Raw genomic sequence first — 13,315 nt, 5'->3', positions numbered from 1 at the left:
GCTCCATCCTAGGGAAGCGGCAGACCCCCGGGCGCCGAGGCGGCCGGGGGTCTGGTTGTGAGCCTGGACGGGATCGAACCGCCGACATCCTCGGTGTAAACGAGGCGCTCTGCCAGCTGAGCTACAGGCTCCGGTGCGCGCCCCCAGAGTACGCCGCGACGCGCGCGAGCGCCTCCCGGTAGGCCGCCATGTCGCGCGACTCGGACGGGCTGACGCGGAAGTGCGCCGCGATCCGACCGTCACCATCGATGACGTAGGTGGCGCGGGTGGCGACACCGCGCTCCGGCAGGAGCGCGTCGTACGCCTGGGCAACAGCGCCGTGCGGCCAGAAGTCGCTCAGCAGCGGGAAGCTCAGCCGCTCCTGCTCGTGGAAGACCGCGAGCGACGCTGCGGTGTCCACCGAGACGCCGAACACGTGCGCGTCCGCGCTGTCGAATGCGCCGATCTCGTCGCGGATCGAGCAGAGCTCACCCGTGCACCGGCCCGTGAACGCGGCCGGGTAGAAGACCAGCACGACCGGGCGGCCGCGCAGTGCCGAGAGCGTCACGGCCTCCCCCGTGTGATCGCGCAGGGTGAAGTCGGGTGCGAGCCCGCCAAGCTCCAGTGCCACAGGGCTCCTCTCGTCGCGGATGCTCCGCAGCAGCCATCGTGCCACGAGCGCCGACTGCCCGGCGCGCGAACAGCACCCGGTGGATAGGGTGGAGGCGCGGGCGCCACGACCCAGGCGCGCCTTCAGAACGACGTCAGGAGCTTCGGTGCTGAACGACCAGGACCCCTACTCGGGCCACACGAACGACGCAGACCCGAGCGAGACCGCTGAATGGCAGGAATCGCTCGACCAGCTGGTCGCGGCGCACGGACCGCAGCGCGGGCGCGAGATCATGCTCAGCCTGCTCAAGCGCTCGAAGGAGCTGCACCTGGGCGTGCCGATGGTGCCGACCACCGACTACCTCAACACGATCGCCGCAGAGGACGAGCCCGAGTTCCCGGGCGATGAGCAGCTCGAGCGCACGTACCGCCGCTGGATCCGCTGGAACGCCGCGATCATGGTGCACCGCGCGCAGGCGCCCGGCATCGGCGTCGGCGGCCACATCTCGACCTACGCCTCGTCGGCCGCGCTGTACGAGGTGGGTCTGAACCACTTCTTCCGCGGTCAGGACGCATCCGACGGCGGCGACCAGATCTTCTACCAGGGCCACGCCTCCCCCGGCATGTACGCCCGCGCGTTCCTCGAGGGCCGGCTCTCCGAGAACCAGATGGATGCGTTCCGACAGGAGAAGTCGAAGGCGCCCAACGGCATCCCGTCCTACCCGCACCCGCGGATGATGCCCGACTTCTGGCAGTTCCCGACCGTGTCGATGGGCATCGGCCCGATCAACGCGATCTACCAGGCGCAGGCGAACCGTTACCTGGCGAACCGCGGCATCAAGGATGTGGCCGACTCGCAGGTGTGGGCGTTCCTCGGCGACGGCGAGATGGACGAGGTCGAGTCGCGCGGTGCGCTGCAGCTCGCCGCCAACGACGGCCTCGACAACCTGAACTTCGTCATCAACGCCAACCTCCAGCGCCTCGACGGCCCGGTGCGCGGCAACGGCAAGATCATCCAGGAGCTCGAGTCGTTCTTCCGCGGCGCGGGCTGGAACGTGATCAAGGTGGTCTGGGGCCGCGAGTGGGACTCGCTGCTCGCCAACGACCACGAGGGCGCGCTCCGCGACCTCATGAACGCGACCCCGGACGGCGACTACCAGACCTACAAGGCCGAGTCCGGCCTGTTCGTGCGCGAGCACTTCTTCGGTCGCGACCCCCGCACCCTGGAGATGGTCAAGCACCTCAGCGACGACGAGATCTGGGCGCTCAAGCGCGGTGGCCACGACTACCGCAAGGTCTACGCCGCCTACAAGGCCGCCGTGGAGCACAAGGGCCAGCCGACCGTCATCATCGCGAAGACCGTCAAGGGCTACGGCCTCGGCAAGAACTTCGAGGGGCGCAACGCCACGCACCAGATGAAGAAGCTCACGCTCGACGACCTCAAGTCGTTCCGCGACGCGATGCAGCTGGACATCTCCGACAAGCAGCTCGAGGCAGACCCGTACCGTCCGCCCTACTGGCACCCGGGAGCCGACTCCCCCGAGCTCGAGTACATGGTCGAGCGCCGTCGCGAGCTCGGCGGATTCACGCCCGAGCGTCGCGCCAAGCACACGATCATCCCGCTGCCGGAGGCGAAGACCTACGACATGCCGAAGAAGGGCTCCGGCAAGCAGGAGGTCGCCACCACGATGGCGTTCGTTCGCCTGCTCAAGGATCTGCTGCGCGACAAGGGCTGGGGCAACCGCGTCGTGCCGATCATCCCGGACGAGGCACGCACGTTCGGCATCGACGCGTTCTTCCCCACCGCGAAGATCTACAACCCGCACGGCCAGAACTACACATCGGTCGACCGCGATCTGCTGCTGAAGTATCGCGAGGCGCCCGACGGGCAGATCCTGCACGTCGGCATCAACGAGGCGGGCGCCGTGGCGGCCTTCACCGCAGCCGGCACCTCGTACTCGACGCACGGTGAGCCGCTCATCCCGATCTACGTCTTCTACTCGATGTTCGGGTTCCAGCGCACGGGCGACTCCATCTGGGCGGCCGCCGACCAGATGACCCGCGGCTTCCTCATCGGCGCCACCGCGGGCCGCACGACGCTCACCGGCGAGGGCCTGCAGCACGCCGACGGCCACTCGCCGCTGCTCGCCTCGACCAACCCCGCGGTGGTCGCCTACGACCCCGCCTACGGCTACGAGATCTCGCACATCGTGCAGTCGAGCCTCGAGCGCATGTACGGCGAGCATCCCGAGAACATCATCACCTACATGACGGTCTACAACGAGCCGATGGTGCAGCCGGCCGAGCCCGAGGGCGTCGACGCGGAGGGCATCGTGCGCGGCATCCACCGCGTCTCGGTGAGCGACCACCACCCGCTCAAGGTGCAGCTGCTCGGTTCGGGCGTGGCCCTGCCGTGGCTGCACGAGGCGCAGGAGCTGCTTGGCAGCGACTGGGGCGTCTCGGCCGACATCTGGTCGGTCACCTCCTGGAGCGAGCTGCGCCGCGACGGCCTGTCGGCCGACGAGCACAACTTCCTGTTCCCGCAGGAGCCCGCGAAGGTGCCGTACGTGACGCAGCGCCTCTCGGAGGCCGAGGGTCCGTTCGTGGCCACGACCGACTACATGCGTGCCGTGCCGGACCAGATCCGCGAGTGGGTGCCCGGGGACTACGCGACGCTGGGTGCCGACGGCTTCGGCTTCTCCGACACCCGTGCAGCAGCGCGCCGGTTCTTCACGATCGACAGCCACTCGGTCGTGGTGCGGGCTCTCGATGCGCTCTCGAAGCAGGGCAAGGTGCCGCTGGGCATGGTGATGCAGGCGATCGACAAGTACAGCCTCCACGACGTCAACGCCGGCAGCTCCGGCGTCGGTGGCGGCGACGCGTAGGGCTCCGACGCTGACGGCGCAGAGCGACCTGAAGGCGCAGCAGCTGGCGTGGCTGCGGCGCATCTCCGGCGACCTCTCGACCCAGGTGACGCGGGCGCTCGACGACCGCCTGCCCTGGTATGGCAGCATGCCTCCGTCGCGTCGGAGCGCCGTGAACCTGGTCGCGCACTCGGGCATCACCTCGTTCATCGCCTGGCACGAGGATCCCGAGGCGCAGCCCTGGATCGCCGCGGATGTCTTCGCCGCGGCGCCGAGGGAGCTGCTGCGCAGCGTGAGCCTGCAGCAGACGCTGCAGCTGATCCGCACCGTCGTGTCGGTCTTCGAGGAGCGCATCGCCGACGCCGACCCCGCCATGCGCGAGCCGATCCTGCGCTACTCGCGCGAGATCGCCTTCGCAGCGGCAGATGTCTACGCGCGCGCGGCGGAATCGCGCGGACTGTGGGATGCGCGTCTCGAGGCGCTCGTGGTCGACTCCATCCTCACCGGCGAGCACGACGACGAGCTGCCCAGCCGATCCGCCGCGCTCGGCTGGCACGGCCGCGGCGAGTGCGCCGTGCTCGTGGGCCGAGCGCCGAAGACGCTGGATGTCGACGTCGTGCGCCGCCGGGCCAGGCACGCGGGATGCGATGTGCTGGTCGGTGTGCAGGGCACCCGGCTGGTCGTCGTCATCGGCCGGGCGGCCGTGCACGACCAGCCCGACACCACGATCGACTTCCTCGACATCGCCGGCCAGCTCGCGGAGGGATTCGGCGATGGCCACCTGGTGCTCGGGCCCGCGGTGCCGAGCATCGTCGATGCCGCGCGCAGTGCGAAGGCTGCGCTCGCGGGCTTCGCGGTCGCCGACGCCTGGCGCCGCACACCCCGCCCCGTGCGCGCCGACGACCTGCTGCCGGAGCGCGCGCTCGCGGGCGACCCGCTCGCCCGCAGCGAGCTCGTCGGCGGCATCTACGAGCCGCTGCGCGACCACTCGAGCGATCTGCTCGCCACCCTCGCCTGCTACCTCGACACCGGCCGCTCCCTGGAGGCGACGGCGCGCGAGCTCTTCGTGCACCCCAACACGGTGCGCTATCGGCTCAAGCGCATCAGCGAGATCATCGGCTGGGATGCGACCGGTGCGCGGGAGGCCCTGGCGCTGCACACCGCGATCATCCTGGGTGCGATCCACGACTCGTCCCGCGAGCGGGCGCAGCGACAGGCCAGGGGGCATGCCGCACGCGGCAAGTCACCGGTGGGAGGATGACGCAGTGATCGTCATCGTCGCTCCCGGCCAGGGCTCCCAGAAGCCCGGCTTCCTCTCCCCCTGGCTCGACCTCCCCGGCGCGCCGGATCGGCTGCGCTCGCTCAGCGACGCCGCAGGCGTGGACCTCGTCGAGCACGGCACCGTCTCCGATGCCGACACGATCCGGGACACCCTCATCGCGCAGCCCCTCATCGTCGCCGCAGGCATCCTCACGCTCGACGCGCTCGGCGACCGTGCCGGGCTCGCCGGCGGCGTCGCGGGCCACTCCGTCGGCGAGATCACCGCGGCGGTCGCGGCCGGCGTGCTGACCGCCGAGGACGCGATGGCCCTCGTGGGCGAGCGCGCCCGGGCGATGGCGGATGCGGCTGCGGCGACCCCCACCGGCATGGCAGCGGTGATCGGCGCCGACGAATCGGCCCTGGAGGCGCGCCTTGCCGAGCTGGACCTGCAGCCGGCGAACTACAACGGCGGCGGCCAGATCGTCGTCGCCGGTGCCCTCGACGCGCTCGCCGCGCTCGCCGATGCGCCACCGGAGCGCGCGCGCGTGATCCCGCTGCAGACCGCCGGAGCCTTCCACACCGACTTCATGGCGCCCGCCGTCGAGCGCTTCCGCAGCAAGGCTGCGCAGACCCCGACGGCAGACCCGACCACGACGCTCTGGACGAACCGGGACGGCAGCGTCGTCGCATCCGGGTCGGCATTCCTCGACCTGGTCGTCGGCCAGGTCTCGACCCCCGTTCGGTGGGATCGCTGCATGACCGCGTTCCAGGACGCGGGCGTGACGGGCATCGTCGAGCTCGCTCCCGCGGGGGCGCTCACCGGCCTCGCCAAGCGCGGGCTGCGCGGAGTGCCCAGCGTCGGCATCACCTCCCCGGACGACCTGGAAGCAGCCGTCGAGCTGCTCGAGAGCGGAGCGTCAGCATGAGCAGGATCACCAGCCTTCCCACCCGCGCCGGCTCGCGCATCCTCTCGGTCGGCGCCGCGCGCGGCGACCGCCTGGTGCCGAACGAGGAGCTCGTCGGCCCCATCGACTCCTCGGACGAGTGGATCCGGCAGCGCACCGGCATCGTCACGCGCGCCCGCGTCTCCGACGGCAGCCAGGCGGTCGATCTGGCCGAGACCGCCGCGCGGGAGGCGATCGAGCGCGCGGGCATCGATGGATCGCAGCTCGACGCCGTGATCGTCTCGACCATCAGCAACACGGTGCAGACGCCGTCGATGGCGTCGCTGCTCACCGAGCGCGTGGGCGCGACGCCCGCGCCCGCCTTCGACATCTCAGCCGCCTGCGCGGGCTACGCCTACGGCGTCGCGCAGGCCGACGCGCTCGTGCGCAGCGGCATGGCCGAGCACGTGCTGGTCGTGGGCGTCGAGAAGCTCTCGGAGGTGGTCGACCCGACAGACCGCTCGATCAGCTTCCTGCTCGGTGACGGCGCGGGCGCCGTCGTGATCGGCGCCGCGGACGAGCCCGGCATCAGCCCCTCGGTGTGGGGCTCGGACGGCTCCCACTGGGAGACGATCCGGATGACGAACTCGCTCGGCTCCATGCGCGACGGGCAGCCCTGGCCGACGCTGCGCCAGGACGGCCCCACCGTCTTCCGCTGGGCGGTCTGGGAGATGGCGAAGAAGGCTCGCGAGGCGCTCGACGCCGCAGGCATCGAGCCCGGCGACCTCGCGGCATTCATCCCGCACCAGGCCAACATGCGCATCATCGACGAGTTCGCGAAGCAGCTGAAGCTGCCCGAAACGGTCGCGATCGCGCGCGACATCGAGACCACCGGCAACACCTCCGCCGCCTCCATCCCGCTGGCCATGCACCGGCTGCTTGAGGAGCGGCCGGAGCTCTCCGGCGGCCTCGCACTGCAGATCGGCTTCGGCGCGGGCCTCGTATACGGGGCCCAGGTCGTGGTGCTCCCCTAGACTCGATCCGTTCCAATCCATCAGAAGGAGACACCCCATGGCATTCACCAAGGACGAGGTCCTCGCCGGGCTCGCCGACCTCGTGAACGACGAGACCGGCATCGCGACCGAGAACGTGCAGCTCGAGAAGTCGTTCACCGACGACCTCGACATCGACTCGATCTCCATGATGACGATCGTCGTGAACGCCGAGGAGAAGTTCGACGTCAAGATCCCCGACGACGAGGTCAAGAACCTCAAGACGGTGCAGGACGCCGTCGACTACATCACGGGCGCACAGGCCTGAGCATCGCCCTGGCGATCGCGTGCGGCCGGGAGACCGGCCGCACGCGGCTCATTGGAGGACACGCATGACGAACAAGAAGATCGTCATCACCGGCATCGGCGCCACATCGCCGCTGGGCGGCACGGCGCGCGAGAGCTGGGAGGCGCTGCTCGCTGGCGAGTCCGGCGCGCGCAGCCTCGAGCACGACTGGGTGCAGCAGTACGAGCTGCCCGTGACCTTCGCCGCGGAGGCGAGGGTGCGGCCGCAGGAGGTGCTGGAGCGGCCCGTCTGGAAGCGGCTCGACCCCTCCAGCCAGTTCGCCCTGATCGCCGCGATGGAGGCGTTCGCCGACGCCGGCTCGCCCGAGCTGCCGTCGGAGCGCCTCGGCGTCGACTTCTCCACCGGCATCGGTGGGCTCTGGACGCTGCTGGATGCGTGGGACACGCTGCGCGAGAAGGGCCCGCGCCGCGTCATGCCCATGACGGTGCCGATGCTCATGCCGAATGCGCCGTCGGCCGCGGTGTCCATGCACTTCGAGGCCCGCGCCTACGCCCGCACCGTCGCGTCGGCATGCGCCTCGAGCACCGAGGCGCTCGTGAACGCCTACGAGCACCTGCAGGCTGGCGTCGCCGATGTTGTCATCGCCGGCGGGAGCGAGTCGGCGATCCACCCGATCACCCTCGCATCGTTCTCGTCGATGCAGGCGCTCTCGCGCCGCAATGACGACCCGGCCACTGCATCCCGCCCCTACGACGTGACCCGTGACGGGTTCGTCATGGGTGAAGGCGCTGCAGCGCTGGTGCTCGAGACCGAGGAGCACGCGCTCGCGCGCGGCGCCCGGATCTACGCCGAGCTCGCCGGTGGCGGCATCACGGCGGATTCGTACCACATCACCGCCCCCGAGCCGGAGGGCAAGGGCGCCAGCCGCGCGGTCGCATTCGCGCTCGAGGCTGCCGGTGCAACCCCCGACGACGTGACCCACATCAATGCGCACGCGACGTCGACCCCGGTGGGCGACGTCGCGGAGGTGCGCGCGATGCATCGCATCTTCGGCGATCGCATCAAGGACATCCCGGTCTCCGCCACGAAGGCCGCCCACGGGCACCTGCTCGGGGGCACGGGAGCGCTCGAGGCAGTCTTCACGGTGCTGGCGCTGGCCGAGCGCACCGCCCCGCCGACGATCAACGTCACCGAGCAGGACCCGGATGCGCCGCTGCAGATCTCCGGCACGCCCATCGCGCTGGGCGACGGGCCGCAGCTCGCCATCTCGAACTCGTTCGGGTTCGGCGGGCACAACGCCGTGGTGGCGATCCGATCGGTCTGATCGGTTGCAACGCCGAGGGCCCCGCTGTTCGCAGCGGGGCCCTCAGCCGTCTGTGAGCGGGTGGAGCGTCACCCGACGCGGTGCAGCGCGATCACCGGGGAGCCGTCGGAGGCATGCCGGTACGCCTCCAGCTCGCGATCCCAGGCGCCACCCATGGCGTCATCGAGAGCGGCCACCAGGGCGCTGGCATCGGAGCCTGCGGCCGCGATGGCGGCGCGGATGCGCTCCTCCGGCACGACGAGCGACCCGGAGGCATCGATGCGCTGCGCGGTGATGCCCAGCTGCGGCGTGTGCATCCAGCGCATGCCGTCGCTGCCGGGGACCGGGTCCTCCGTCACCTCGAAGCGCACGTCGCGCCAGCCTGCGAGGGCGCTCGCGATCGCCGCACCGGTGCCGGTGGGGCCGGACCAGTGCACCTCGGTGCGCTCGGTGCCGGGCTCGGCGGGCTGACCCTGCCAGAGGAACCGCAGCGCATCGCCGACGGCATGGCCGACGGCCCACTCCAGGTGGGTGCGCATGGCGCGCGGGGACGCGTGGATCCAGACGACCCCCGCGGTCGTCGCGGGACGTCGTCTGAGCGTGTGCGCAGCAATCATCGTCTCTCCCTCGTTCGATGCGACTTCCCCATCGGTCGAACCAGTGTCGAGACACCCCGAGTCTGCCACAAGCGCGAGCAGAACAACAAGGCTGTCGTTCGGCGCCCCCGCCCCCCGCAGGTCGAGGAGCGCCCGGCCGCAGGCCGCGCGCGTCACGAGACCGCCCCCGCTCCCGCAGGTCGAGGAGCGCCCGGCCGCAGGCCGCGCGCGTCACCAGACCGGATCAGCCCCCGAACGTCGGCCGCTGCTCCCCCGCCCGCACCGCGATCGTCAACCGGTTCCCCGCCGGAGGCAGCGGGCAGTTGAACTGGTCGCTCATCGAGCACGGCGGCACGATGGCGCGATTGAAGTCGAGCGAGACCGTGCCGTCGTGGCGCGGGCGCGCATAGAGGAACCGGCCCACGTCGTACGTCTCCTCGCCCGTCGTCGCGTCGGCGAAGACGATCTGCAGGCTGCTGTCGCCGTCGGGCAGCGCGACCATCTCGATCTGCTCGCCGTCGTGCTCGAAGCGGATCGTGCCGGGCGACAGCGCCCTGCGCATCGACCCACCCTGCGACTTGCCGTACTCGAACTCGACGCCACCGTCGACCGGCTCGAAGGTGCCCTGCTTGTGCCAAGCGGGGTCGTAGTCGAAGCTGCTGATGCCCTGGAAGCCTCGCTCCTCGGCGGCCTCGGCGTCCCAGACGCGCAGCGCGAACCGGCCATGGTGGTCCGGGCCGATGACGGTGGCCGTCAGGCGGTCGTCGAATCGCACCGAGCTGGGCGTCATCGACGTCTGGCTGTAGATCGTCGCATCGCCGTCGACGGTCGCGCCGTCGACGATGATCTCGGCTGCGGCGTCGGCGGTGACGCGCAGTCCGTCGCCCGTGTCCGCGGGCGCCCAGGTGCCGGGCACCCCCTCGATCTCGGTTGCTTCCGAGACCCACGCCGTCGTCTGGAGCGCGAGCGGCCCCTGCGGGGCTCGGACGCCCTGGTCGCGCTTGCGGCGGAACGCGTCGTGCTGGGCGCGCTCGGTCTCCTGGGGTGCGGTCACGGCTGCATTGCTCATGGATCCAGCCTACCGACGGCCACCCCGTGCTGGCGCACTGCCGCCGCCCCACGTAGGTTCGCCTCATGCATGCAGCACCGACGCTCGGCCTCATCCTGCCGCCCGATCAAGCACCCGAGCGGTTCCTCGATGTCGCCCGCGCCGCAGACTCCTCAGGCGTGGAGGAGCTCTGGCTCTGGGAGGACTGCTTCGGCCAATCCGGCACCTCAACGGCCGCCGCCGTGCTCGCCGCGACCGAGCGAATCCGCGTCGGTCTCGGCCTCATGCCCGTGCCGCTGCGCAACGTCGCACTGACCGCCATGGAGATCGCGACCATCGCGCGCATGTTCCCGGATCGCTTCCTCCCGGGCATCGGTCACGGGGTGCTGGAATGGATGGGCCAGGCCGGCGTGCGCGCGGCGTCACCGCTCTCGCTGCTGCGCGAGCAGGCGCAGGCGCTGCGGGCCCTCCTGGCTGGTGAGTCGCTCACCGTCACCGGACGCTACGTGCAGCTCGACAGCGTGCAGCTGCGGTGGCCGACGACGGAGGCACCGCCGCTGCTGATCGGCGGTGGGGGGCCGAAGACGCTTGCGCTCGCGGCTGAGCTGAGCGACGGCGTGCTGCTGGCCGGCGACATGCGCCCGAGCCACCGCGTCGAGGCGACTCGCGACGCCGTCGAGACGGTCCGGAACGCCCGGGCTGCGGCTGGGCTGCACGGGTCGATCCCGATCGTGCAGTTCGCGAGCGTGCCGGCGGATGCCTCGGAGCAGCAGCTCGTCGACCTGGCGAGAGCGCTCGGCGAGGCAGGTGCCACGAGCGTGCCGCTGCTGGCGCTGGGCGCTGACGGCGAGCCCGAGACCGGAGACGGCATCCTGCAGCTGGCCGCAACGATCGCTCGCCTGCGCGGCTGACACGCCTCAGTGATTGCGGCCGCGCGCGGCGACGCTCCACCTGGCCGAGGGCTCGGCGTCCCCGTCGCGGTCGTAGACGAGCAGCTCGTCGACCATGTTGACGGCAATGCAGACGTGATTCGGCACCACGCGGATGACGCTGCCGAGCGGCGGCAGTGCGGCGTCCGCGTGCAGCTCCACGATCGCGTGGTGCTCGCTCAGCTGCACGATCCGCGCCTCAGGGTGGTCGAGCAGCCGCCCGTGACCGGTCGCCCACGGCGCGCGATCCGGTCCCAGCACCTTCGATCCCGCATCCAGCACGACCCGCCCGCCCGCGTGCGACACCACGGTCGCATGGCACGACAGTGCGATGTCACCGGGTTCGATCGAACCCAGCTCCCACTGCTGCGCGTCGCCGAAGATCGTCACGCCCGGCCGCAGCTCGGTCACGGGCGATGGCACATCGAGCGAGGCCGAGAAGCTGGGCGTCGACCCGCCCGAGATCACCTGCGGGGAGATCCCCGCCGTGCGCATCGACTCGACCGCGATGGTGAGCGCCGCGGCCTCATCACGGGCGGCCTGCTCCCCTGCCTGCGGCGCGTAGGCGTGGCCGGGGAACGCGAACACGCCCTCGACGTCGACGCCCGCACGCATCGCTGCCGCCGCCACCACCCCCGCGCTTGCCGGCCCGCATCCGGATCGGTGATGGCCGGCGTCGACCTCGACGCGCACCGAAATCCGGCCGGCAAGCCCGGCGTGCACCAGACGCTCGACACCGTCGACCGAGTCGACGCCGATCGAGATCGCGGCGCCGCGGGCCGCGAGCGTGCTGAGCCGCGCCGCCTTCTCGGGGTCGAGCCACAGCGGGTAGGCGATGAACAGGTCGTCGAGACCTGCCGCCGCGAAGACCTCGGCCTCGCCCACGGTCGCGACGGTCAGCCCATGCGCACCGGCAGCCACCTGCATGCGCCCGATCTCGATCGACTTGTGGGTCTTCGCGTGCGGTCGCAGCGCGATGCCGCGCGCGTTCGCCGCGTCCGCGGCGCGGGCGATGTTCGCCTGCATGCGCTCGAGATCGATCGCGAGGAACGGCGTTGCGGGGGCCACGCTCGCGAGCGTACCCGCCGCCCACGGGTAGCTTGCGCCGCAACGATTCTCGGCATTTCCCCAGCGACTCGGGATTTAGCCTGTTTCGCATGGCAGCAGACGTGACAGCAGCGCGCGGAGACGGCGTCGAGACCAAGCTCAAGCGCGGCATCACCGGCCCGCTCCTGTTTCTCTTCATCCTCGGGGACGTGCTCGGAGCCGGCGTCTATGCGCTCACCGGTGAGATCGCGGGCGAGGTCGGCGGGGTGCTGTGGCTGCCGCTGCTGCTCGCGCTGTTCCTCGCGCTCCTCACAGCCGGCTCGTATGCGGAGCTCGTGACGAAGTATCCGCGGGCGGGTGGCGCCGCTGTGTTCGCGCAGCGCGCCTTCCGCAGCCCGATCGTGTCGTACCTCGTCGGCTTCTCGATGCTCGCCGCCGGAGTGGTGAGCGCGGCGGGGCTGTCGATCGCGTTCGCGGGCGACTACCTCGCGGCGTTCATCGACGTCCCCACCGCGATCGCGGCGCCGATCTTCCTGCTGCTCGTGGCGGCGCTGAACGCTCGGGGCATCCGCGAGTCGCTCGGCGGCAACGTTGTGATGACGATTATCGAGCTGAGCGGTCTCGTGATCATCGTGGTTGCCGTTGCGGTGATGCTCGGGGCCGGAGGCGGAGATGTGGCACGCGTCACGCAGTTCCCCGACGGCGCGAACCCGGCGCTCGCGACCCTCGCCGCCACGATCATCGCCTACTACTCGTTCGTGGGCTTCGAGACCTCGGCCAACGTCGCGGAGGAGATTCGCAATCCCCGCAAGGTCTACCCGCGTGCGCTGATCGGGTCGATGCTCGTCGCTGGCGTGATCTACCTGTTGGTCGGTCTCGCGAGCGCGATCGCGCTGCCGCCAGGCGACCTCGCGGGCTCGTCCGCGCCGCTGCTGGATGTGTTCGACGCCACCGGCGTGCCGGTGCCGGGCTGGGTGTTCAGCCTCATCGCGCTCGTCGCCGTCGCGAACGGAGCGCTGCTGACCATGATCATGGCGAGCCGGCTCGCCTACGGCATGGCCGAGCAGCGGCTGCTGCCGCCGGTGCTGAGCCGAGTGCTGCCGAAGCGTCGCACGCCGTGGGTCGCGATCGTGGCCACCACGGCGGTGGCGATGGGACTGACCCTCGTGGGCGATCTCGCGACCCTCGCCGAGACCGTCGTGCTGCTGCTGCTGTTCGTCTTCCTGTCGACGAATGTCGCGGTCCTGGTGCTGCGCCGCGACCGCGCCGAGCGCGACCACTTCCGCGTGTGGACCTGGGTGCCGGTGCTCGGCGTGGCCTCCTGCATCCTGCTGCTCACCCAGCAGGCTCCGCACGTGTGGCTCTTCGGCAGCATCCTGCTCGCGGTCGGCCTCGCCGCCTACGGCCTCGCGCGGCTCACGACCCGGCGTGCCGAGGTGCCAGCGGATGTCGAGCACTGACACCGATGCATGTGCGGCATTGTGCTGACCGCCCGGA

At 71.0% G+C, this 13,315-nt stretch carries 12 protein-coding genes and 1 tRNA gene; 8 read left to right on the top strand and 5 right to left on the bottom strand.

Annotated features, from left to right (window positions below):
• Nucleotides 1-58: 58 nt before the first annotated feature.
• Nucleotides 59-131: transfer RNA gene (locus tag ACJJVL_RS09665), tRNA-Val, on the bottom strand.
• Nucleotides 122-610 (bottom strand): peroxiredoxin, encoded by a 489-nt coding sequence (locus tag ACJJVL_RS09660; RefSeq protein WP_405218443.1) that lies wholly within the window; start codon nucleotides 608-610, stop codon nucleotides 122-124. The genes ACJJVL_RS09665 and ACJJVL_RS09660 overlap by 10 nt, the downstream gene beginning before the upstream one ends.
• 145 nt (nucleotides 611-755) lie before the next feature.
• Here ACJJVL_RS09660 and aceE point away from each other — a divergent pair, with 145 nt between their 5' ends.
• From aceE to ACJJVL_RS09630, 6 genes are all read left to right on the top strand, one after another.
• Nucleotides 756-3,473, top strand: coding sequence for a pyruvate dehydrogenase (acetyl-transferring), homodimeric type (gene aceE, locus ACJJVL_RS09655; protein WP_405218442.1), 2,718 nt, complete (start codon nucleotides 756-758; stop codon nucleotides 3,471-3,473).
• Nucleotides 3,457-4,713, top strand: coding sequence for a PucR family transcriptional regulator (locus tag ACJJVL_RS09650; RefSeq protein WP_405218440.1), 1,257 nt, complete (start codon nucleotides 3,457-3,459; stop codon nucleotides 4,711-4,713). Before aceE ends, ACJJVL_RS09650 begins: the two co-directional genes overlap by 17 nt.
• Nucleotides 4,714-4,717: 4 nt before the next feature.
• On the top strand, nucleotides 4,718-5,638 hold the full coding sequence (locus tag ACJJVL_RS09645) for an ACP S-malonyltransferase (RefSeq protein ID WP_405218439.1): 921 nt from the start codon (nucleotides 4,718-4,720) through the stop codon (nucleotides 5,636-5,638).
• On the top strand, nucleotides 5,635-6,630 hold the full coding sequence (locus tag ACJJVL_RS09640; protein WP_405218438.1) for a beta-ketoacyl-ACP synthase III: 996 nt from the start codon (nucleotides 5,635-5,637) through the stop codon (nucleotides 6,628-6,630). The genes ACJJVL_RS09645 and ACJJVL_RS09640 overlap by 4 nt, the downstream gene beginning before the upstream one ends.
• A gap of 37 nt (nucleotides 6,631-6,667) precedes the next feature.
• Nucleotides 6,668-6,916 carry an acyl carrier protein gene (locus tag ACJJVL_RS09635; protein WP_072313678.1) on the top strand — a complete coding sequence of 83 codons (249 nt, stop codon included), beginning with the start codon at nucleotides 6,668-6,670 and terminating at the stop codon, nucleotides 6,914-6,916.
• A 64-nt stretch (nucleotides 6,917-6,980) separates the two neighbouring features.
• Nucleotides 6,981-8,219 (top strand): beta-ketoacyl-[acyl-carrier-protein] synthase family protein, encoded by a 1,239-nt coding sequence (locus ACJJVL_RS09630; protein WP_405218436.1) that lies wholly within the window; start codon nucleotides 6,981-6,983, stop codon nucleotides 8,217-8,219.
• A 68-nt stretch (nucleotides 8,220-8,287) separates the two neighbouring features.
• Here ACJJVL_RS09630 and ACJJVL_RS09625 read toward each other — a convergent pair whose 3' ends face one another.
• Both ACJJVL_RS09625 and ACJJVL_RS09620 read right to left on the bottom strand, forming a co-directional pair.
• A complete protein-coding gene (locus ACJJVL_RS09625; protein WP_405218435.1) occupies nucleotides 8,288-8,815 on the bottom strand; it encodes a DUF3145 family protein in 528 nt (175 codons plus the stop codon).
• 223 nt (nucleotides 8,816-9,038) lie between these two features.
• Complete coding sequence (locus ACJJVL_RS09620) at nucleotides 9,039-9,863, bottom strand: DUF1684 domain-containing protein (protein ID WP_405218434.1); 825 nt, start codon at nucleotides 9,861-9,863, stop codon at nucleotides 9,039-9,041.
• 65 nt (nucleotides 9,864-9,928) lie between these two features.
• On the opposite strand from ACJJVL_RS09620, the gene ACJJVL_RS09615 reads away from it, so the two are divergent.
• Nucleotides 9,929-10,753 (top strand): LLM class flavin-dependent oxidoreductase, encoded by an 825-nt coding sequence (locus ACJJVL_RS09615; RefSeq protein ID WP_405218433.1) that lies wholly within the window; start codon nucleotides 9,929-9,931, stop codon nucleotides 10,751-10,753.
• Nucleotides 10,754-10,759: 6 nt separating this feature from the next.
• On the opposite strand, the gene ACJJVL_RS09610 is transcribed toward ACJJVL_RS09615, so the two are convergent.
• Nucleotides 10,760-11,839 (bottom strand): alanine racemase, encoded by a 1,080-nt coding sequence (locus tag ACJJVL_RS09610; RefSeq protein WP_405218432.1) that lies wholly within the window; start codon nucleotides 11,837-11,839, stop codon nucleotides 10,760-10,762.
• 89 nt (nucleotides 11,840-11,928) lie between these two features.
• Between ACJJVL_RS09610 and ACJJVL_RS09605 the strand changes: the two genes are divergently transcribed.
• Nucleotides 11,929-13,278, top strand: coding sequence for an APC family permease (locus ACJJVL_RS09605; RefSeq protein WP_405218431.1), 1,350 nt, complete (start codon nucleotides 11,929-11,931; stop codon nucleotides 13,276-13,278).
• The last annotated feature ends 37 nt before the right edge of the window (nucleotides 13,279-13,315 follow it).

This window comes from Agrococcus sp. Ld7, from assembly GCF_045064095.1.
GTDB lineage: Bacteria > Actinomycetota > Actinomycetes > Actinomycetales > Microbacteriaceae > Agrococcus.
The sequence above is the reverse complement of the archived record's forward strand: the minus strand, read 5'-3'. Positions and strand labels throughout refer to the sequence as shown.